Source organism: Aquibacillus salsiterrae, assembly GCF_028416595.1.
Taxonomy (GTDB): domain Bacteria; phylum Bacillota; class Bacilli; order Bacillales; family Amphibacillaceae; genus Aquibacillus_A; species Aquibacillus_A salsiterrae.
In genome coordinates this window covers 34,769-54,515 of the sequence record NZ_JAMQKC010000017.1, presented here as the reverse complement: position 1 = coordinate 54,515, position 19,747 = coordinate 34,769, and the positions used below count along the sequence as shown (strand labels likewise).

General features: G+C 36.7%; 22 protein-coding genes, 2 rRNA genes and 1 pseudogene. 15 read left to right on the top strand and 10 right to left on the bottom strand.

Annotated features, from left to right (window positions below):
• The 5 genes from NC799_RS14070 to NC799_RS14050 form a co-directional block, all read left to right on the top strand.
• Nucleotides 1-164 (top strand): 23S ribosomal RNA (locus tag NC799_RS14070); the annotation flags it as partial.
• A gap of 366 nt (nt 165-530) precedes the next feature.
• Nucleotides 531-646 (top strand): 5S ribosomal RNA (gene rrf, locus NC799_RS14065).
• A 169-nt stretch (nt 647-815) separates the two neighbouring features.
• A complete protein-coding gene (locus NC799_RS14060) occupies nt 816-1,427 on the top strand; it encodes a bifunctional 2-keto-4-hydroxyglutarate aldolase/2-keto-3-deoxy-6-phosphogluconate aldolase (protein ID WP_272447073.1) in 612 nt (203 codons plus the stop codon).
• A 102-nt stretch (nt 1,428-1,529) separates the two neighbouring features.
• Nucleotides 1,530-2,516 (top strand): 2-hydroxyacid dehydrogenase, encoded by a 987-nt coding sequence (locus NC799_RS14055; protein WP_417006689.1) that lies wholly within the window; start codon nt 1,530-1,532, stop codon nt 2,514-2,516.
• A gap of 76 nt (nt 2,517-2,592) precedes the next feature.
• Nucleotides 2,593-3,132, top strand: a complete 540-nt coding sequence (locus NC799_RS14050) for an NAD(P)H-dependent oxidoreductase (RefSeq protein WP_272447071.1) — start codon at nt 2,593-2,595, stop codon at nt 3,130-3,132.
• Between the two features lie 61 nt (nt 3,133-3,193).
• On the opposite strand, the gene NC799_RS14045 is transcribed toward NC799_RS14050, so the two are convergent.
• The 3 genes from NC799_RS14045 to NC799_RS14035 all read right to left on the bottom strand — a co-directional run bounded on the left by NC799_RS14045 (nt 3,194) and on the right by NC799_RS14035 (nt 4,175).
• Nucleotides 3,194-3,520, bottom strand: coding sequence for a spore coat protein (locus NC799_RS14045; protein ID WP_272447070.1), 327 nt, complete (start codon nt 3,518-3,520; stop codon nt 3,194-3,196).
• Nucleotides 3,521-3,536: 16 nt separating this feature from the next.
• Nucleotides 3,537-3,797, bottom strand: coding sequence for a hypothetical protein (locus tag NC799_RS14040; RefSeq protein WP_272447069.1), 261 nt, complete (start codon nt 3,795-3,797; stop codon nt 3,537-3,539).
• Nucleotides 3,798-4,028: 231 nt separating this feature from the next.
• Complete coding sequence (locus NC799_RS14035) at nt 4,029-4,175, bottom strand: BH0509 family protein (protein WP_272447068.1); 147 nt, start codon at nt 4,173-4,175, stop codon at nt 4,029-4,031.
• Nucleotides 4,176-4,406: 231 nt separating this feature from the next.
• Here NC799_RS14035 and NC799_RS14030 point away from each other — a divergent pair, with 231 nt between their 5' ends.
• The 5 genes from NC799_RS14030 (at nt 4,407) to NC799_RS14010 (ending at nt 10,394) form a co-directional block, all read left to right on the top strand.
• Nucleotides 4,407-4,793, top strand: a complete 387-nt coding sequence (locus NC799_RS14030; protein ID WP_272447067.1) for a MazG-like family protein — start codon at nt 4,407-4,409, stop codon at nt 4,791-4,793.
• Between the two features lie 134 nt (nt 4,794-4,927).
• A complete protein-coding gene (locus NC799_RS14025) occupies nt 4,928-5,623 on the top strand; it encodes an ABC transporter ATP-binding protein (RefSeq protein ID WP_272447077.1) in 696 nt (231 codons plus the stop codon).
• On the top strand, nt 5,595-6,635 hold the full coding sequence (locus NC799_RS14020) for an efflux RND transporter periplasmic adaptor subunit (RefSeq protein ID WP_272447066.1): 1,041 nt from the start codon (nt 5,595-5,597) through the stop codon (nt 6,633-6,635). Before NC799_RS14025 ends, NC799_RS14020 begins: the two co-directional genes overlap by 29 nt.
• Before the next feature lie 18 nt (nt 6,636-6,653).
• Nucleotides 6,654-9,488, top strand: coding sequence for an ABC transporter permease (locus NC799_RS14015; protein WP_272447076.1), 2,835 nt, complete (start codon nt 6,654-6,656; stop codon nt 9,486-9,488).
• Nucleotides 9,489-10,394: an ABC transporter ATP-binding protein gene (locus tag NC799_RS14010; RefSeq protein ID WP_272447065.1), complete on the top strand. Its 906-nt coding sequence runs from the start codon at nt 9,489-9,491 to the stop codon at nt 10,392-10,394.
• A gap of 47 nt (nt 10,395-10,441) precedes the next feature.
• Here the strand turns inward: NC799_RS14010 and uraA are convergent, their stop codons facing one another.
• A complete protein-coding gene (uraA, locus tag NC799_RS14005) occupies nt 10,442-11,725 on the bottom strand; it encodes a uracil permease (protein WP_272447064.1) in 1,284 nt (427 codons plus the stop codon).
• Between the two features lie 428 nt (nt 11,726-12,153).
• Between uraA and NC799_RS14000 the strand changes: the two genes are divergently transcribed.
• Complete coding sequence (locus NC799_RS14000; protein WP_272447063.1) at nt 12,154-12,549, top strand: RDD family protein; 396 nt, start codon at nt 12,154-12,156, stop codon at nt 12,547-12,549.
• Between the two features lie 66 nt (nt 12,550-12,615).
• A complete protein-coding gene (locus NC799_RS13995) occupies nt 12,616-13,896 on the top strand; it encodes a M48 family metallopeptidase (protein WP_272447062.1) in 1,281 nt (426 codons plus the stop codon).
• A gap of 57 nt (nt 13,897-13,953) precedes the next feature.
• Here NC799_RS13995 and NC799_RS13990 read toward each other — a convergent pair whose 3' ends face one another.
• The gene (locus tag NC799_RS13990; RefSeq protein ID WP_272447061.1) at nt 13,954-14,523 is read right to left on the bottom strand and encodes a CBO0543 family protein; all 570 of its coding nucleotides are present in this window, start codon (nt 14,521-14,523) and stop codon (nt 13,954-13,956) included.
• A gap of 146 nt (nt 14,524-14,669) precedes the next feature.
• On the opposite strand from NC799_RS13990, the gene NC799_RS13985 reads away from it, so the two are divergent.
• Both NC799_RS13985 and NC799_RS13980 read left to right on the top strand, forming a co-directional pair.
• Entirely contained in the window at nt 14,670-14,930 is a 261-nt protein-coding gene (locus tag NC799_RS13985; RefSeq protein ID WP_272447060.1) for a DUF6171 family protein, read from the top strand.
• A 23-nt stretch (nt 14,931-14,953) separates the two neighbouring features.
• Nucleotides 14,954-15,556, top strand: coding sequence for a 3'-5' exonuclease (locus NC799_RS13980; protein WP_272447059.1), 603 nt, complete (start codon nt 14,954-14,956; stop codon nt 15,554-15,556).
• A 14-nt stretch (nt 15,557-15,570) separates the two neighbouring features.
• Here the strand turns inward: NC799_RS13980 and NC799_RS13975 are convergent, their stop codons facing one another.
• Nucleotides 15,571-16,266: a TerC family protein gene (locus NC799_RS13975; RefSeq protein WP_272447058.1), complete on the bottom strand. Its 696-nt coding sequence runs from the start codon at nt 16,264-16,266 to the stop codon at nt 15,571-15,573.
• A 379-nt stretch (nt 16,267-16,645) separates the two neighbouring features.
• Between NC799_RS13975 and NC799_RS13970 the strand changes: the two genes are divergently transcribed.
• Complete coding sequence (locus tag NC799_RS13970) at nt 16,646-17,629, top strand: ring-cleaving dioxygenase (RefSeq protein WP_272447057.1); 984 nt, start codon at nt 16,646-16,648, stop codon at nt 17,627-17,629.
• 257 nt (nt 17,630-17,886) lie between these two features.
• Here NC799_RS13970 and NC799_RS13965 read toward each other — a convergent pair.
• From NC799_RS13965 to NC799_RS13950, 4 genes and pseudogenes are all read right to left on the bottom strand, one after another.
• Nucleotides 17,887-18,217 (bottom strand): annotated as a pseudogene (locus tag NC799_RS13965) (type II toxin-antitoxin system PemK/MazF family toxin).
• Nucleotides 18,210-18,407, bottom strand: a complete 198-nt coding sequence (locus NC799_RS13960) for a DUF2281 domain-containing protein (protein WP_272447056.1) — start codon at nt 18,405-18,407, stop codon at nt 18,210-18,212. Before NC799_RS13960 ends, NC799_RS13965 begins: the two are co-directional and overlap by 8 nt.
• A 109-nt stretch (nt 18,408-18,516) precedes the next feature.
• The gene (locus tag NC799_RS13955) at nt 18,517-18,948 is read right to left on the bottom strand and encodes a hypothetical protein (RefSeq protein ID WP_272447055.1); all 432 of its coding nucleotides are present in this window, start codon (nt 18,946-18,948) and stop codon (nt 18,517-18,519) included.
• Nucleotides 18,949-18,956: 8 nt separating this feature from the next.
• Nucleotides 18,957-19,235, bottom strand: coding sequence for a hypothetical protein (locus NC799_RS13950; protein ID WP_272447054.1), 279 nt, complete (start codon nt 19,233-19,235; stop codon nt 18,957-18,959).
• Nucleotides 19,236-19,747: the final 512 nt, after the last annotated feature.

Sequence of the window (19,747 nt, the reverse complement as noted above, 5' to 3'; positions counted from 1 at the left end):
GATAAGTGCTGAAAGCATCTAAGCATGAAGCCCCCCTCTAGATGAGACTTCCCATCATTTTAAATGAGTAAGATCCCTCAGAGACGATGAGGTTGATAGGTCCGAGGTGGAAGCATGGCAACATGTGTAGCTGACGGATACTAATCGATCGAGGACTTAACTAAAAATAGGAAGCGTAGCGGGCTTGGTAGCCACGACATGCATAAGCGGAGCGCCGTAAGTGACCTGATCTTGGTCACTGAAGGTGAACTGCTTATGTCACGAGTGGCTAGCCCGCGAAGCTGGACTGAAATAGGAAGCGAAGACGACCGGTTAAATCCGCCGGGATAAGCAAGACCGCGGAAAGGGTGTGAACTTTCACCCTTGGAGAGGTATTGCTTATAACGAGAGGATTTGGAAGTCGTAGCTAGACTGAATAAGGAAGCGCAATGGGCTTGGTAGCCTCTGCTAAACAAAACTATGTCTTGTACCAACTTCTTATCTAGTCTTGAAGGTACATAGGTAATGTTTTACCTTGAACTTCATAAAGATCTGGTGGCTATAGCAAAGATGTCACACCTGTTCCCATGCCGAACACAGTAGTTAAGCTCTTTTGCGCCGATGGTAGTTGGGACTTTGTCCCTGTGAGAGTAGGACGTCGCCAGGCAAATCCAAATCCCCTTTAACTGGGGATTTTTTTGTTTTTAGCACCCTTACGTAGAAGTGGGCCAAATTAAAGATAGAGAAACGGGTAGTGTAACCTTTCATTTTTTAGTAGAATGAACTAGACACCGTTTTCATATGAAGTAATACATAAATGGAGAGGAATGGTTTTGATGCAAATGTATAAATATTTACAACAAGTAGTGGATGCAAAAGTAGTTGCGGTTATTCGTGCTGATTCAGCTGAAAGGGCAATTGAGTTGTCTAATGCTTGTATTCGTGGTGGTATGAAAAGTATTGAGCTTACATTTACAACCCCTCAGGCAGAACAGGCAATTGCACAACTAGCTAAAAAATATCCTAATTTATCAATTGGAGCTGGTACTGTATTAGACCAAACTACAGCAAAAATAGCTATTCAAAATGGTGCTCAGTTTATCGTAAGCCCTGCTTTTGATAAAGATACAGCCCTGTTATGTAACTTATATCAAATACCATATTTGCCTGGTTGTATGACCGTTTCAGAGATGAAAGATGCCCTAACCTATGGATGCTCTATAATTAAATTATTCCCAGGGAGTATTTACGGCCCACAAGCAATAAAACAATTTAAGGGACCATTGCCTCAGCTTGAAATTATGCCAACCGGAGGAGTAAGTGAAAAAAATATAAAAGATTGGTTTGATGCTGGAGCTATAGCGGTCGGTGCGGGAGGATCGTTAACGACTGGTACTTTAGATGAAGTGGCAGAAAAAGCAAAACAGTTGGTCAATGCCGTTCAATAATGTGAGAATATGAAAATTTTTCCATATGCAGTCAACATCCAGCTCCAGTGCCTTTCTTAAGTTACGGAGGTTAGATGATGCTTTGCTTATACCGAAAAGGGAGTGAGAGAATTGGAAAAAAGGAAACCAAAAGTTTTAATTACGGAGCAATTACCTAAGGAAATCTTGGCTTATATCAATGAAAGATGTGAGTGCATTATCCCTACTAACGAAGGCAAAATGTCTAGAGCAGATGTACTTGAAAAAATCAGTGATGTCGATGGATTATTGACATCAAAAGTTGAAGTTAATGAAGAATTGCTTAGTCGTGCACATCGTTTAAAAATTGTAAGCGATATATCAGTTGGTTATGATAATTATGACGTGGAGGCTATCAAAAGCCACCATGTATTAGCAACACATACTCCATATGTGTTGGATGAAACTGTTGCAGACCTTGTTTTTAGTCTTGTTCTTTCTGTTGCAAGGCGTATTCCTGAGCTAGATCGGTTTGTAAAGGATGGAAACTGGACGAGTGCAATCAATGAATCACTATTTGGGAAAGATGTACATAGTACTACAATGGGGATTGTTGGAATGGGGAGAATTGGGGAGAAAATAGCAAGACGGGCAAAGTTAGGATTTAATATGGACGTATTATATTATAAGCGTAAACCAAGTGAGGAATTAGAAAGTATGCTTGGTATCAATTATGCAACGTTGTCTGAGTTATTAGAACGTTCGGATTTTGTTGTGGTAATGACACCTCTTACATCGGAAACACATCATCTCATTGGAGAAAACGAATTTAATCGGATGAAAAGTGATGCATTTTTTATAAATGCATCTCGTGGAGCTGTCATAGATGAAAATGCTTTAATACAAGCACTAAAAAATAAGAAAATTGCCGGTGCCGGTTTGGATGTGTTTGACCAAGAACCAGTAAGTCCCGATAATGAGCTGCTAAAAATGGATAATGTAGTAACATTACCACATATTGGTTCAGCTACAAAGAAAACAAGGTTTGATATGGCGATGGTCGGAGCTGAAAACTTGGTCGCAGGTGTTACTGGTAAGACTCCTTCCTATCTAATTAAAGAATTGAGTTAAGGCAGTAAAATTCGAAAATGGTATGGGAGAATGTTAAGGTAAAAGTTATCCAATCTTAGCTAAGAGGAGGGATTTTGTGAAAACCCTAGTTATTATTACCCATTCGGAGATGAGTGAATCAAAGATTAATTCTTTTTTAAAAGATAAGATTATGGGAGATACTAACTTTACTGTGCATGACCTGTATGAGCAATACCCCGATGAAAGAATAAACAAAAAAGCTGAGCAACAGTTGTTAATTGTCCATGAACGGATTATTTTCCAATTTCCAAATTATTGGTATAGTTATCCTCCATTGCTAAAGAAGTGGTTTGATATAGTGTTAGAACGTGGTTGGGCCTTTAGGGGCAAACACGCCTTGGCTGGTAAGGAATTTGGTATTGCCGTAAGTTCAGGGTTTACTCCGAATGACTACCGATTTGATGGGTTGCATCGTCATACATTAGATCAAGTAATGTCACCATTTACAGCAATGTGTAACTTTATCCAAACCAAGTCGCTTCCGATGTTTACCTCGTTTGAAGGAGAACTAATTGCAGAGGCTGACTACGAAAAACTGGGGAATGATTATATGGACTATTTGAGAGGAACATATTCGTTTCATCGAGATTCTTAACTTAAATAAAAGGTTAAGTAAAAAGCACAAACACATAAAGAATGAGTTTGTGCTTTATCCTTTAGTGGACTGGAAGTTGATTAGTATAACCATTAAATTGCTGATAGGCTTGCTGTATTTTCTGTTGATCAGCAGTTTCTAGACTATACCAACCATTTCTAAACATGACATTATATAAGTTGCGCTGACAATTTTGTGTTTCAGTGAAAATTTTCAGCAAATCTTGATATAGAGTCTGGTTACTTGCCTCATTTAATGCTGTGGAATAGCTCTCAGTCATGTACTTTTCCGTTGTTAGCATGTCATTAATAAAATCCCGATCATTCATTTGTGGGGTTTTAGGTACTTGAGTTTCTGGATTTTGGATTTTGTTTGAATTCTGGTTCATATGAGACACTCCTTTCTTATATCATTGTTTGCTGGTTTTGATTTTGATTCAAATGCTGTAATAATGTTTGATACTGGGTCTCATGCATCTGACACGTTTGCTCAAGGGCTTGTTTAACCTCAGGTATTGTGCACTGGGATGCAAAGAAATGTGCTTTTTTTGCTGCGTTTAAATTCCATGACAGCATATCAGATAGATAAGATAAATCCTTTGGACTAATCATATTTGGTGGTTGTGGCATTGGTTGTGCATTAAACTGTTGGTTTTGTTGTTGCATAGCATAAACCTCCTTGAAATCTTTCTATCATACTTTCCCCCAACTACTAAACCATATGCAGCTTAATCATTGCCGAATTTGTGAAAAGAACAAAAGCGCAGGGCGCTGAAGCTGGACGTGGCTGTCGCTGAATGTTATCCATTTCTTGGATTTTTTTATGCTTTCTTATCTTATAAAAAATAGCCCTTGTATTATAACAAGGACTACTTGGAAATGTTTGGGTATCAAGAATTACATTAAATCATAGACAGATTCTTCAAAATAGAGCCAGTGGAAATATTCAACTTCTTCATCCGACATCCCGATGATATCTTCTTTATTAAACTTGTTTTTCTCTAATAAATGTTCCACTTTGTAATTTCTCTCAATTTGGCTCAATGGAAAATCCTCCTTGTAACCCTATCTATATGGGTTAATCTGTGCAATTTGTTATTGCTTCCCTTTTCTTACTTTTATTATATATCTCAAAATGAGATTAAACAAATATCATTTTGAGATTGAATTGTTGACAAGTGATATAGAAATGTTAAGTGTCGGGACATAGAGACTGGAATCCCGCTTACACATCCGATAAAATAAAGAAAAGATTTCATTTCGGGGGAATATTATATGAAAAAAATGCAAGGATACGCAAAAAAATTTCATAAGGAAATGGGGTGGGAAATTAGCGGACAAGCGTATGAAACAGCGCAAAGTTCCTTATTGAACAACTACATGCTCTTAACTACAGAAGTAGCTGAGGTTGCTGAAGAGCTAAGGCGTACTTTTAATATGACAAACAATCATATTAACGAAGGTATAGATAAAGAGGAAGCCTTTAGACGTGCTAAAGAGAGCGTCAAAGAAGATATTGGAAAAGAAATGGCCGATTGTCTAGCTTATATAACAAAAATAGCTAATTATTTAGAAATTGATCTCGAAGATAGCTTTTATCAAAAAATGGAAGAAGTAAGAAATCGAAAAAACCGTGATATTGCAGTTTTTAAAAAGTATTAATTCCAAAAAAGTTATTTTTAGAATGGACAGACAATAAAGAAATACAACTGGTCATCCATTTTCTCAAAAGATTATAGCTTGTCCATGATGTGAGATGGCTTTTTGGTGCTATAATAATAGAAAGTAAGGAGGCGATCTCATTGATTGTCCAAGCAAGGAATATTGAGAGAATTTACGGAAGTGGAAATAACGCTGTTCAGGCATTATCAGATATCAATCTAACAGTACAACAGAACCAATTAGTTGCATTAAAAGGAAGGTCTGGTTCCGGGAAAACTACCTTATTAAACATTATAGGTGCCTTGGATTACCCAACGAATGGAAGCGTTATCTTTGGTGGGGTAGATATTTTAACTCTCTCTGAGAAAGAAAGAATCCTGCATAGAAAGGAAAATATAGGCTTTATCTTTCAATCCTTTGGTTTAGTCCCACTCATGACTGTGGAAGAAAATGTGGAGTTCGGCTTACGTATAGCTGGTGTTCCTAAACAAGAATGGACAAAGAGGATAAACGAATCAATTGATTTAGTTCAATTATCAAAACGAGCGAAACACCGTCCATTTGAGCTATCGGGTGGGGAGCAACAACGATGTGCGATTGCTCGAGCGATTGCTACTAGACCTAAATTAATCTTAGCTGATGAGCCAACTGGTGAACTGGATACAAAAACGGCATTTCATGTCATGAAAGTGTTTAGAGAGCTCGTGGCATCAAAGCAGACAACAATCATTATGACCACACATGATCCTGCGATGATGGAAATTACTGACCATGTGTATGCATTGGAGGATGGAAAAATTGTTGAAAAGGAAGAAAGTTCAATTACTTAATGGTAAACGAAAATGGATACTATCTTTGTTAGGAACAAGTATGTTGTTTTTGTCAGCGTGCTCTCTGCTACCTAAAGAAGAAGAAGTACTAGCACCACCGTTAGCTGAACCTGCTGAAATTAACTATGAAACAAAAGCAGCACAACTAAACAAGATTGTAAAGAAGGTTGATGGTGTTGGAAACCTTGTTCCATCTAGCCAAGAAAACCTCTCCTTTACGGAAATGGGGGGGAGACTTGAAAAACTATATGTAACCTCAGGTGATCAAGTTAAAGAGGGGCAACTACTTGCGGAGATTAACACTGGTAATCTAACATATGAAATCAAACAAACAGAAATATCCCTTGAAAAAGCTAAATTACAGCTTGCTCAGTTAAAGAATCAGGATGCTGATGATTATGCGATTCAGATTGCTGAGTTAGATATTCAATCCGTTGAATTACGATTACAGCAAATGAAAGAACAAAGTAGTAATGCAAAAATTGTTTCACCGATAAATGGATTTGTGACTTATGTTACGAAAAAAAAACGAGGAGATATGGTTAATACGTTCGAAGAGCTCATTCAAGTTGCAGACCCAACAAAACTACAGGTAATGTACACGGCCACTAGTCCTCTTGATTTATCGGAAGTAACTGTTGGGATGATGGCAAGTGTAATATTTAATGATAAAAAAGTGGAAGGAGAAGTAGTTCAAACACCTAGTGACGTTCCTGAAGCAGCTATTGAAAAAAATCCCGTATTACAGAGGAGTATCCTTATTAATACCACTGAATTACCGGCAAATTCCAAGGCAGGAAACACAGTTGACATTGAAGTAGTTCTTCAAGAAAAAGAAAATGCGCTAACCATTCCTCGTGGTGCATTGCGCTCAGCATTTGGTAGAGAATATGTCCAAGTATTAACAGATGAAACGAAAAAAGAAGTAGATATTCAAAAAGGTATTGTTACCTCAACAGAAGTTGAAGTATTAAAAGGACTAGAAGAAGGCGATTTAGTTATTCTTAAATAGGGAGGGAGAACGGTGGCAATGTTATTACTAATTCTAAGAAAAATGCTTAATAATAAGTGGTTAGTTGGTAGCTTGTTTATTGGTCTGATTATTACCGTTTCCCTTGTTTCTAGTATTCCAACCTACACGTCTAGCATTCTACAAAAACTATTAATAAAAGAATTAGAGAATTATCAGGTTAAAACAGGGGAGTACCCTGGTGGATTTACTTACTCGGTTTCATTTCCTACCGAAGACAAGAAAAGTGGCCTAATCAAAGAAGTATTTCCTAAACTTGAGTCTAATGATCAGACTTTATTAGAAACAATTGATGTGCCAGTCCTTAGTGATTTAACGATTTTAACGACTGAACCAATGCTTATTGAATATCAAAATGAAAAGAACTATGAACAACCCAATTCCTCGGATTATGGACGAGTTACTTCCTTAAACGGCTTAAAAGAACACGTGAACATTATTGATGGCTATTTTCCAAGTGAAGAAGTGGTGGATGGTATTTATGAAGTATTAGTCACAGAAAAAGCATTAGTTAATCGGGACATGGTACTTGGAACTGTTTTTACAGCAACAAAGGATGACAGCCATATTCTTATTAAGCCAGTAGGTGTATTTGAGGCAAAGGATCGAAGTGACCCTTATTGGATGGGGTCTCTTTCAAGATATAATAATGACTTTTTACTGCCTGACAAGGTTTTTCGCAACTATTTGTTAACTGATGAACAGTATCTTTTATCGAATGTACGTTTTTCTACTGCATTTGATTACCGCAAGATTACCGTTGCAAACAGTAATACTCTGACTATGTTAGAAAGAAAGGTACGTGCATTTACTGGAGAGATTGCCCCAAATGCAATCATGTATGTCAACTTTCCCATCGATCAAATTGTCTCGAACTTTCAACAGCAAAAGGAACAATTGACAACAATGCTCTGGTCATTAAATATTCCAATTATAATTATGCTTGCGATTTATTTGTTTATGGTGTCACAATTAATTGTCGAGCGACAATTGAATGAGATTGCTGTGTTAAGGAGTAGAGGTGCAAAACGAAGGCAAATAGTTATGATCTATCTTGTAGAGATTAGTTTACTTGGTGGTACGGCATTTTTGATTGGTCCTTACCTTGGACTATTACTCGTGAAGATATTGGGTGCTGCTAATGGTTTTTTAAACTTTGTCCAACGCTCTTCACTAGACGTTACTTTACCAAAAGAATCGTTCGTGTATGCAATATTCGCTGTATCTGCTTCCATATTGATGGTAATGCTTCCAGTTTTGCAAGCAACAGGTCAAAGCATCGTAAATCGAAAGCAGCAACGGATTACAAAAAGGGCCTTATGGCATACATTTTTCATCGATATACTTCTTCTTGGATTAGCATGGTATGGGTGGTGGAGATATCAATCGCGACAGCAGGAACTATTAGAAATCTCCGGTGGAATGTTATCGGTTGACCCATTTCTATTTTTTGTACCTGCGTTATTTATTGTTGGTTTGGGACTGTTTTGTCTCCGCATTTATCCTTGGGTCATGCGTGGTATTTATCTTTTAGGAAAGAAATATTGGTCCTTATCGATGTATAGTACATTACTTCAATTGAGTAGGTCCCAAAAACAATACCAATTTCTGATGCTTTTTTTAATAATGACCATTGCAGTTGGCGTCTTTAGTGCTAGTGCTGCAAGGACGATAAACAATAACTTAGAAGAACAGTTACGTTATGAAAATGGTGCTGATGTCACATTAGAAGTAAGATGGGACAGTGAAGAGTCAACGGTAATTCAAAAAGAAAAACAAAAAGAGGATGATATTGAAATTTCGCAAACTGTTGTTTCTTATGCTGAACCACCGTTTAGTCCTTTGGAAGACCTAACAGGGGTAAAACAAGCAACAAAAGTGTTTAGGAAAGGTATGGTTACTGCCAAAGCAAAGGGGGAAGGTATCTATACCGTTGACTTAATGGGGATTGAACCTCAGCTGTTTGGTAAGATAGCCTGGTTTAAACCACAGCTGCTTCCTTATCACTGGTATGAGTATCTCAATTTGCTTGGTTCTGAACCTAGTGCTACCTTAATTTCAAAGTCTGTTGCTGATCGGTTAGGGGTAAAGGAAGGTGATTATATAACGATGCAATGGGACTCATCCGAGCAGGCTGAGTTTGTCGTTTACGGGATAGTTGATTATTGGCCGACATTTAATCCAAACAAACAAGAAGATGAAGAAGCGACACCGTTCTTAGTCGTCGCCAATTTACCGTATATCCAAAATAGGATGGGAATCGAACCATATCAGGTTTGGCTGGATGTAGACGAGCAAGTAAAAAGAGAATCATTTTATCAAGATATAAGAAACAAAAATATTCCAGTTACAAAAATGGATGATGTCTATCCTAAACTAGTGGAGCTCAAAAATAGTGCCTTTTTATTGGGGTTAAACGGTACATTGACATTAGGATTTTTAATTTCAATAGTTATAACGTTTATTGGCTTTTTGCTTTATTGGATAGTAACACTAAAATCTCGCATACTTCAATATGGAATATATCGGGCGATGGGGATATCGATGAGACAGTTAATTGGTATGTTAACTTGGGAGCAATTGCTGACGTCTGGAATTGCTTCCATACTCGGAATTGGAATCGGTGGCTTGACTGGCCAGTTATATGTACCCTTATTCCAGCTATCCTTTGATCCCAAAGAGCAAGTACCACCATTTGATGTCGTCTTTGAGGCTAATGATGAAATGAAAATCTATCTTTTTATTCTGTTCATGCTCGTTATTGGATTATCCATCCTCCTGTTCCTCCTTAAACGAATACGGATTCATCAGGCAATTAAGTTGGGAGAGGATTAAATGATTGAATGCAAAAATCTAGTGAAAATTTACAAAGTGGATAACGAGCTAGAGGTAATGGCTTTACAAGGATTAGATTTAACCGTAGAAAAAGGGGAACTAATGGGAATTATTGGTAGTAGTGGGAGTGGTAAATCGACCCTACTTAACATGCTTGGTGGGCTTGATCGACCATCTGCTGGTAATTTAATCGTGGATGGTCAAAGTCTGCTCAACATGTCTGACAAAGAACTTGTCCAATACAAGCTGCAGACAGTAGGGTTTATTTGGCAGAATAATGCTCGTAATTTGATCCCCTATTTAACAGCGAGACAAAATGTCGAATTACCAATGTTATTAAATGGAAAACGAAAAAAGGCACGAGCAATTGAACTGTTAGAGATGGTTGGACTTGGACATCGATTAAACAATCGACTGAGTGAGTTGTCTGGTGGTGAACAGCAACGTGTTGCAATTGCAATAGCATTAGCAAATCAGCCTAAGTTGCTATTAGCTGATGAACCAACTGGGAATGTAGATACAAAGACAGCAGATATTATTCTAGACCTTTTTCGTTATTTAAATAATGAGCTTGGTGTTACGATCGTGATTGTTACTCACGATATGAAACTAACGAAAAAGATGGACCGGGTTGTTGCGATTCGTGATGGTAAGACATCGAGTGAAATTCTTCGTCGCAAATTTTTCGATGAACAGGGAAGGGAACTCTTGATGGATGAGGATGGTGAGCCAGAGGATTCTCATGTTGAATTAGCGGTTATGGACCAAGCAGGTAGATTACAGATTCCAAGGGATTATTTAGAAGCTATTGGGTTTGAATCAGACAATAATAAAGTTCAAATCGAGCTCCATGAGGGCAGGATTGTATTGTTAAATCCGGACGAGGAACAGAAGAAATCTTGTTAGCAATTGAAAAACCCCCTGACTATTATTTAGTCAAGGGGTTTTGATGTCTAATCTTCGTTTGTTAAATTTAGTTTTTCTAAAAGTTTGAAAAATAAACTTAAGATGATAGCTACAATTGTTGCTAATCCCATCCCTTTTAATTCTACAACGCCAATCTGAATGGCTGTGCCACTAATACCAATAACGAGGACGATACAAGTCAGAATTAAATTTTGTGATTTATTGTAATCAACTTTAGCTTCTACTAGCATCCGGATCCCACTTGCTGCGATGATTCCGAACAGAAGAATGGAAATCCCCCCCATTACCGGTAAAGGAATCGAAGAAATCAATGCAGCTAACTTACCGAAAAAAGATAAAATAACGGCAATAATAGCAGCAATAGCAATAATCCATGTTGAATATACACGCGTGATTGCTAATACACCAATATTTTCCCCATAAGTCGTGTTTGGTGTTGCCCCAACGAAACTTGAAATAATTGTTGAAATTCCATTACTAGCTAACGACCGGTCTAAGCCCGGGTCTTTCGTCAATTCTTTTTTAACAATGTTACTTGTAACAAATAAGTGACCAATATGTTCAGGAATAAGAACAAGCGCAGCAGGTAAAATGGTTAACATTGCTGTTAAATCAAATTTCATTTGATAGAAATGTGGAAGCGACAACCAACGTGCCTCTTCAACATTTGTTAAATCAACTAATCCAAAGAAATATGCAATAATATACCCGCTCACAATACCGATTAGGATTGGAATGATTTTTAAGAAGCCGCGTAATGTTACCCAACATATTAACGTAATTAACAGGGTTAGAAAGGCTACAGATGCAGTTTTTGTGTCTATTGCCCAGTCCTCACCTGCTCCATCTGGTGCAATCCATCCTGCCATCTGAGCTGCGACTGGAACTAACTCTAAGCCAATTACAGCTACAATAGCTCCCATTGCAGCAGGAGGGAAAATAACGTCAATCCAGGAGGTGCCGGCAATTTTAACAATATAAGAGACAATTACTAAGATAATACCAACGGCTAGGAAACCACCGAGTACATAACTATAACCTTCCCCACCAGAATAATTTCCTAAGACGACTAAAACAGGTGAAATAAAAGCAAAGCTTGACCCTAGATAGGCAGGGATTTTCCCTTTAGTTATAAAGATGTATAATAGCGTACCAAGGCCGTTCATTAAAAGAATCGTTGCGGGGTCTACTCCAAAAATAACAGGAACTAATACGGTTGAACCAAACATGGCAAAAAGATGCTGAAAACTTAACGGTAAACTTTGAAGTAATGGCAAACGTTGGTCGACCTGAATTTCTTTATGAGCCATTCCAATCTCTCCTTTTCGAACAAATTATTAAGTTAAGAAACCTTTGCTTATCATACCCTAAGGAAGCAAGTTATAGCACTATATTTACTGTGCTCAGAAGAAAAGCGCAGGGCGCCTGGAGCTAGACAGCTCTTGGATTTTTTATACTTCCTTATCTCATGAAAAAAGCATCTTACCGTCATGGCAAGATGCATGCAAATTATGGTTAAGGTTGTCCACTGAAGCATAATTGCTTTAGCGATAACACATCTGCAAGACCTTGCCAGCCTCTCAGGACTGATTTAAAGGTAAACGTATCAACTTATCGTAGTTAATATTACAAACGGATTCCAATTATGTCAATACCTTTTTCTTAAGAAAAGTAGCGTTGAGTATATGAACAAGTGTAGTGGGAAACTTATACTTACTACGAAAAGGAGGGCTTTACTATGGAAAAAGCAGGATTTTGGATTAGAGCAATTGCTCTAATTATCGATTCAATCCTTGTTGGAATTTTGGACTGGATTATATCGGCCGTTTTTGGGGCTAATAACGACCCTAATCAATTGGTTTCTATTATTATAAGTCTCGTTATAGCGATTGGGTATTATGTCTGGTTTCAATCCTTTAACAATGGACAAACATTTGGTAAGAAAATAATGGGCATTCGTGTTACGAAATTGGATGGGGAACGAGTCGGATTTGGTAACATGTTTTTGCGCGAAATAATTGGAAAATTCCTATCTGCACTAACGTTGTTTATTGGATATATTATTGCTGCAAGTCCAAAAAAACGTGCCTTACATGATTATGTAGCAGGGACAATGGTTGTTCGTACCGAGTAACTCTCTATGATAAAAAAATTGGACCATTCCTGAACTAATTAAGTTCGAAGGAAAGGGGGGCTAGAAGTGGAAGATAGACCATTATTAGTACACCGTAATGAGAACCTACTTTATGGACTATGCTTAATAACAAGCCTGTTCGTAGTCATCTATTTAGCTGCAACCATTATTGGGCTCTTTATATTAGTTATCCTTGCAAGCTTTTCTTTGTTTGCGCATATTTTTTCAATGGCCCATATTCAAATCAACGGTGTTAGGCTTCAAAACAATCAGTTCCCAGATCTCTACCAAAAAGTTGTTAACCTTTCGGAAAAAATTGAATTAAAGCAAATTCCTGAGGTGTATATTGTTGAGTCTGGTGGGATGTTAAATGCATTCGCTACGAAAGTTTTGGGTTACTTCGGCAAAAATATGGTTGTCCTCTATTCTGATTTTGTTGATATTGCAGCTGAGTCTGACCAATTTGATATTGACTTTGCCATCGCCCATGAACTCGCACACTTAAAAAGAAAACATATAATTAAGAGCTTATTTATCTTACCAGCTATGTATATACCATTTATTGGTACAAGCTATTCCCGCTTGGCAGAATATACTTGTGACAGAATGGCGGCTTATTATACTGGTAATGGTCAGAACGCCATTCAAGGACTTTTAGTATTTGCTAGTGGCCGGCGATTATTTAAACAAGTAAATATTGAGGCCTACATGAACCAATATAATGATAAAAAAGGGATATTGGTTACAATCGCTGAACTTCTGTCGACCCATCCACCAATCCCTAAACGTATCCAAGAGATTGAGGTACTGACAAAAGGGGAAGCAACTGTACAGCTCGTAAACAGGAAAAAAGCAACGATAGCAATTTTTGTCCTAGTTTTCTTACTTGTTCCAGCTTTGTTTGCAGGAGCTGTATTTTTAGGTGTAAGTACATTGGGTGACTATAATTTATTTGCTGATTTTGAAAACGATGATTATACACCTTTAATGGAAGCTGCCATGAATGGGGATACGAAAAAAGTTGAATCACTTCTTGCGGCAGGAGCAGATCCAAATCAGTTAACGAACTATGGAGAGAGTGCACTTTCTATTGCTATTGACTATGAGAATACGGAATTAGTTCCGTTGTTACTCGAAAACGGTGCTGACCCTAATCTTATCGATCAATATGGATTAACTCCACTGTATTCAGCTGTCGTCATGGATAATCTATCCTCTGCAAAATTGTTGCTTGATGCAGGAGCTAATCCAATGATTGTCGATGAAGAAGGAATGACTGCTATTGATTATGCTAAGGAATTTGAGTTACCAGAAATGATTGACCTGCTCAAAAAATATAAGGAATAATTTTTGCGACTAGATAAACACAACACTCAATCCTTCATGATGAGTGTTGTGTTTATTTTATCCGCTTGTTTTTTTAAAAGATAAAAACAGATTAGTAGTCCATTTTGACATTAGCATGACTGTTAAATATCCTAAGAGGAGATGAAAATAGTTTGCACCATTGGTTAATTGAAAAAGGTCTAGGGCAACGAGTAAAGGTTTGAGTCCAAAAGCCAATGTCAAGCTTAAAAGTGTAAAATAAAGGTAAAAATTCTTGTCATTATTAATTATCCACTGATATAAAAACATAAACAACACAGGGATAAAGGAAACATCTAAACCAAAATTAACACCCATAATTGGAATGACTTGGTATGGATAATTCCAAAAGTTCAATTTAACACCAAAGGTATCAATATAAGTAAACCATACATGTACATTAAAACCAAAGAAGCCAAGAAGTAATGCCTTAGATCTATCCATTTTAAAATAGAGTAAAATTAGTGGTACGACTAACATGGCTAACGTACACCAAAACTGCCAGCTGTCAAAAAATGAATATTCAAGCCAATAATCAATGAAACGTTTAGTTAATTCTGCTTGTTTTTGATTTAATTCGTTAAACAGTTGTTTTTGAGTATCATACATAAAAGAACCTCACAATATAAGCGTTTATTTAAATATCATTTGATAAATGGTTAGCATTTATACCATTAAAAGATTTTATTTTTGGTCGCTTTTTAATCATGTTATGATATTCTTGTAGGAAAGCACATAAAAGTGAGGGAATGAAAGTGAGCTGTAAAGGTTGTTCTGCTTCCGTTCGAATGTCCAATCAAGAAATAGATAAGTTAGTAGAGGAACAGTTAATGCTAGAATTAGATCTAGTTGATGAGAACACCTATCATGAAAGATTAGAGCACTGTTTGGATTGCCCGTCCTTAGTTTATAACACTACATGTAAGCACTGCGGCTGTTTTGTTAAGTATCGGGCAAAGCTTGCATACAAAGAATGTCCATTTCCAAATGGAGCAAAATGGCGAAAAGTAACTTAAGTCAAAAAGAGGGGGGATGGAAGATGAATTTCGTTGCTATCGATTTTGAAACGGCCAACAGTAAACGAGACAGCCCTTGTTCTATCGGTATAGTTACAGCGAATAAAGCTGGGATTATTAATGAATATTATACGTTAATTAACCCACTTATGGAGTTTGACTCGTTTCATACATATATCCATGGTATTACAGAACAAGATGTTATTGCTGCACCTACGTTTGAAGAAGTGTGGCCTGAAATATCTAAGTTGCTAAACAACCAATTGTTGGTTGCGCATAATGCCAGCTTTGACATGAGTGTACTTAGGCATACACTTGATCGTTTTCATTTGGATTATCCCACTTGTGAATACTTTTGTTCGGTAACCTTATCCAAACGTGTGTGGACTGGGTTACTGAACTACAAGCTTAACACGCTTGCCGAATTTAACCAAATCGAATTTATCCACCATGATGCATTAGAGGATGCAAGGGTTGCAAGTAGAATTGTTAGTAAGGCAATGGAGAAATACGCGCTTGAAAATGTATTGGCACTAAATGAATTACACGGAATCCAACATGGACAGATTTATCAGAATGGGTATGTACCTCCAAAAACAAGGAAAAGAACATCACTAAAAAAGTGATGTCTTTATATATTTTAAGCATGTCCATTTTTAGATTGATTTGCTGCATAGCCTGATAACAAAACACCCGCGGTTAAAATAGCCGTAATAATAATAGTGATTGGGCCAGTTGAAATTTTTAAAAATTCAAGTACCTTTTCGTCAGTGACAATTAGTTCACCAGCTGTCCAAGCAAGAATACCAGAGCCAAAGTAACTAATCGAACGATATCTTTCTAATATCTTGACGATTAATTTTGATCCAAAGATCATAATAGGGATACTTACTAGTATACCTAGCGCAATCATTCCGATATGACCGTGGGCTGCACCTGCAACAGCCACAACATTGTCCAAGCTCATTGCCGCGTCAGCCACAATAATGGTAGCAATCGATTTGAAAAGACTATTGTGTGATTTAATGTTGGTTTCCTCTTCCTCGACAAGCACGTTGTAGGCGATTCCTAATAGTAGTAACCCACCAATGAAGTGAACTAATGGAACTTTTAAAAGGGCTACAACAATAATTGCAAACAAAATCCGTAAAATGATAGCACCTGCTGTTCCCCAAAATATTGCTTTATTTTGGAGGTGCTTTGGTAAGTTTTTAGTTGCCATAGCAATTACAATAGCGTTATCGCCAGAAAGAATTATATCAATCGCTATTATTTTTATTAGTGCAAGTATTGCCCCTGTTGAAATCGCGACCGCAAGTTGATAATAGAGCTCCAATGTCTGTTCCTCCTTTAGTATGTATGAAAAAAAGAGATGAGAATTTGCTGGAATTCAGTGTTTGTAAATTTACCGAACGATGAATGTGTGGCTGTGATATATTTTCCCCTCTGTTTCTACTACTATGTGAAAACCATAAATTTGAGAACATGTTTGTCTTATTTTTTGGACGTGCTTAGAAATAGCTATGAGAAACAAAGTACTACTTCATTGTGGGTAATTTGAGTGGACTATGAAGAGCGTCTATGGTACATTTGTCTTGAATTGAAGATATTTTGTCTGGATAACAGTTCCACTCGGTTGAACTTAAAGTATTATTTTTTCAGACAGTGTGTGAAGATATTGTTATCCAATTATGAATCACTGGAGGAAAAGATTAATGAATCCATTAAGAGGAATGCACCATGTTACCGCGATAACTAGTAGTGCAGAAAGAAACTATCAATTTTTTACGTATGTACTAGGGATGCGATTGGTGAAAAAAACAGTTAATCAAGATGATATCGAAACGTATCATTTATTTTTCGCTGATGACAAGGGGAGTGCTGGTACAGATATGACCTTTTTCGATTTTCCTGGAATTCCTAAAGGAGTTCACGGGACAAATGAAATTTCAAAAACATCCTTTCGTGTACCATCTGACGCAGCACTCAGTTACTGGGTAAAACGTTTTGACAGGCTAAATATAAAACATTCTGGGATAAAGGAACAGTTTGGCAAACAGACACTGTCTTTCGTTGACTTTGATGATCAGCATTACCAATTAATTTCAGATGAGAAAAATGAGGGAGTTGAATCGGGAACACCTTGGCAAAAGGGGACGATTCCATTAGAATTTGCAATTACTGGTCTAGGGCCATTATTTGTTCGAATTCAAAATTTTGACTACTTTAAAGAAATGATGGAGAAGGTGCTATTGTTTCAGGAAATTGCTAAGGAAGGGTCATACCACTTATTTGAGGTAGGAGAGGGAGGAAATGGTTCTCAGGTTATCGTAGAGCACAATGTGATGTTACCACAGGCCCAACAAGGTTATGGTACAGTTCATCATGCAGCCTTTTGTATCGCTGACCGAGCTGAACTGGATCAGTGGGATAGTCGACTACAAAGTTTCGGCTTTCAAACATCGGGATATGTTGACCGCTTTTTCTTTAAATCACTCTATTGCCGTGTCGCGCCTCAAATATTGTTTGAATTTGCGACAGAGGGACCAGGATTTATGGGGGATGAACCATATGAGACATTAGGTGAAAAGTTATCCCTACCACCTTTTCTCGAGTCAAAGCGCGAGGAAATCGAAAGCTACGTTCGGCCAATCGATACAGTAAGAAGTACGAAGATATTTGAAAAAGAATATGAATAAAAAAGTAGTGCAGAGCTCCCGTAAGTAGTTCGGTTGTGAAGTAGAATAACTGAATTCACAAAGTAAATATAAAGGTAAATCGCATACTTTTAGACAACAAAATCACACGGAAAAACGCAGAGGTTTTAGCATCCTCTGCGTTTTTTATAATCTAATGACCTGTACTTCAACTAACGCACCCGTTTGTTTAAGTGAATTGATTCATAAAATAACTGTTTATTAAAAAAGAGACTGGAATAACAGCCCCTACTCATTCTTTACCTTATTAACTCATTAACCTTTTTTCGTACCTCATCCAGGACTTCGGTATTAACTTGTCCAAATTTCTTTCTAACAATATCTTTAGATAATGTGTAAACCTTGTCAGCTCTGATTGCAGATGTAACTTTAAGGTTTCCTTCTTTTAAATCTTTTGATTCAATTATCACTGAATAATCTAGATTTCTGTGAAGTAATAGCAACAACAACCATATCATCTGTCACTTCATTGTAACTATCGGTTGAAATGACTAGGACAGGTCGTTGCTTTCTATTCGTTAAATCACTGAATGGAACAGGTAATAAAACGATATCACCTTGTTTATACATCATTCCAAACCTCATCATCAATGTCATTATCCCAAAAATCTAGACTGCTTTCACTAGCCTTTGTTAAATCCTTAGATAAGCTTTTCTCCCTTTTAATTTTTAGATACTCTGCAAAATCTAGGATTTTATCCACTTCTTGTTCAGGTATTTGATCAATAATCTTAAGCAAACGCTCTTTAGCTGTATTCATAATGCGTTCACCTCTTCCATGAATAGTTTATTCAATTATATCATGAATTGCCACATTCAACGATATCAAGTAATCTTCAGGAAAAGCCCCCTTTAGAGTTTAATATCACTTAATGTTTTACTGGACCATAAAAAGGATTTTTATCAATATCCGATATAAAATCAATTGTTTTCGCTTGATACATTTGATTTCTGTATTCATAAACAATAATAATATCTCCAATAGACAACGCAGGAGATATTTGTCCCGTTACTCTGACCATAAGTTTATCGTTAATTACTTCATAATCTATAATGCTCCCAAATCCTAAATCTTCAAATAAGTTTTCAGGGTTGATTTCAAAAGAAGTTATATCGATTTTATACTCCTTATCACCTATATGGACTTCTGCTTGTTCATTAGATAATTTTGTTTTTACATTTTTATAAATGATTGCTAAAGGATTATCAACAATGACTTCGTTTACGTTTAATCGGTCATCATGAGTGTCAAAAACATGAACTTCTTCTAACTTTAAACCTGTACCATGCCCTGTTGTCAAAGTAATGATTAGCTCTTCCTTTTGGTCTTTGTTAATGTCTTCGTAGAATATGTGTGGGGCATATGATGGACTTGTTGTGCTATTCTGTTCCAAAAACTTCTTGTGTAAATTCCCCCTTTGAAATCAATTTTAAATCCCCTATATAAACCATTAGTTTTCTTACCATAAAGGGTTATATTTTCTTTATTGTTCTCACTAACAATTTCATATCCTTCAATCTCTGCACTTGCAACATAAGGGTTAATCATAATAAAGATACCTATTATTAAACTTATATAAGTTTTCATCAACAACACCTCATTTTAGTGTTCCCGATTATGTATTCTTATGCCATTTACTTCAACAAGAAAAGACGAATACCCTTGTTGTGCATTCGCACCCATTTGTTTAAGATGATTGCTGTTTTAATTCTTCATAATATTTTTTTTAGGATTATCAATATTTTTTCAATGAAATATTTAGCTTGCTGCTTGAACATATTTATATAAGATCTTGGTTCATTGATAAATCCCCTAATTCATCAACACTTCCCTCGACTTGAACGGTATCCGAGGTGACATCTACCATGACAGTCATATATGTTTTATTCATTTTGTCGGTATTGAGCCAAATCTCATTGAATTCAATTCTTTCAAAACCAGGTTTTTCGTGTCGGTCAATAAACTCTATACATCTACGATAGAGCCACTCTAATTTGTCATAATACCATAGTTTTTTAATGTAGTTAACTAGGATAAAAAGCTTAATTTCATCCTTGGTTATCTTTTTTTATTACACTTTTTCGTTTAGTTGAATACGA

What these genes read in the sequence shown, in the direction of transcription:
- NC799_RS14000 (WP_272447063.1), top strand. Translation starts at nt 12,154, where the DNA reads ATGGAAAAAGCAGGATTTTGGATTAGAGCAATTGCTCTAATTATCGAT.
- NC799_RS13950 (WP_272447054.1), bottom strand. Translation starts at nt 19,235, where the DNA reads ATGAAAACTTATATAAGTTTAATAATAGGTATCTTTATTATGATTAAC.
- NC799_RS14010 (WP_272447065.1), top strand. Translation starts at nt 9,489, where the DNA reads ATGATTGAATGCAAAAATCTAGTGAAAATTTACAAAGTGGATAACGAG.
- NC799_RS13980 (WP_272447059.1), top strand. Translation starts at nt 14,954, where the DNA reads ATGAATTTCGTTGCTATCGATTTTGAAACGGCCAACAGTAAACGAGAC.
- NC799_RS14045 (WP_272447070.1), bottom strand. Translation starts at nt 3,520, where the DNA reads ATGAACCAGAATTCAAACAAAATCCAAAATCCAGAAACTCAAGTACCT.
- NC799_RS14040 (WP_272447069.1), bottom strand. Translation starts at nt 3,797, where the DNA reads ATGCAACAACAAAACCAACAGTTTAATGCACAACCAATGCCACAACCA.
- NC799_RS14030 (WP_272447067.1), top strand. Translation starts at nt 4,407, where the DNA reads ATGAAAAAAATGCAAGGATACGCAAAAAAATTTCATAAGGAAATGGGG.
- NC799_RS13970 (WP_272447057.1), top strand. Translation starts at nt 16,646, where the DNA reads ATGAATCCATTAAGAGGAATGCACCATGTTACCGCGATAACTAGTAGT.
- NC799_RS14060 (WP_272447073.1), top strand. Translation starts at nt 816, where the DNA reads ATGCAAATGTATAAATATTTACAACAAGTAGTGGATGCAAAAGTAGTT.
- uraA (WP_272447064.1), bottom strand. Translation starts at nt 11,725, where the DNA reads ATGGCTCATAAAGAAATTCAGGTCGACCAACGTTTGCCATTACTTCAA.
- NC799_RS13990 (WP_272447061.1), bottom strand. Translation starts at nt 14,523, where the DNA reads ATGTATGATACTCAAAAACAACTGTTTAACGAATTAAATCAAAAACAA.
- NC799_RS13960 (WP_272447056.1), bottom strand. Translation starts at nt 18,407, where the DNA reads ATGAATACAGCTAAAGAGCGTTTGCTTAAGATTATTGATCAAATACCT.
- NC799_RS14015 (WP_272447076.1), top strand. Translation starts at nt 6,654, where the DNA reads ATGTTATTACTAATTCTAAGAAAAATGCTTAATAATAAGTGGTTAGTT.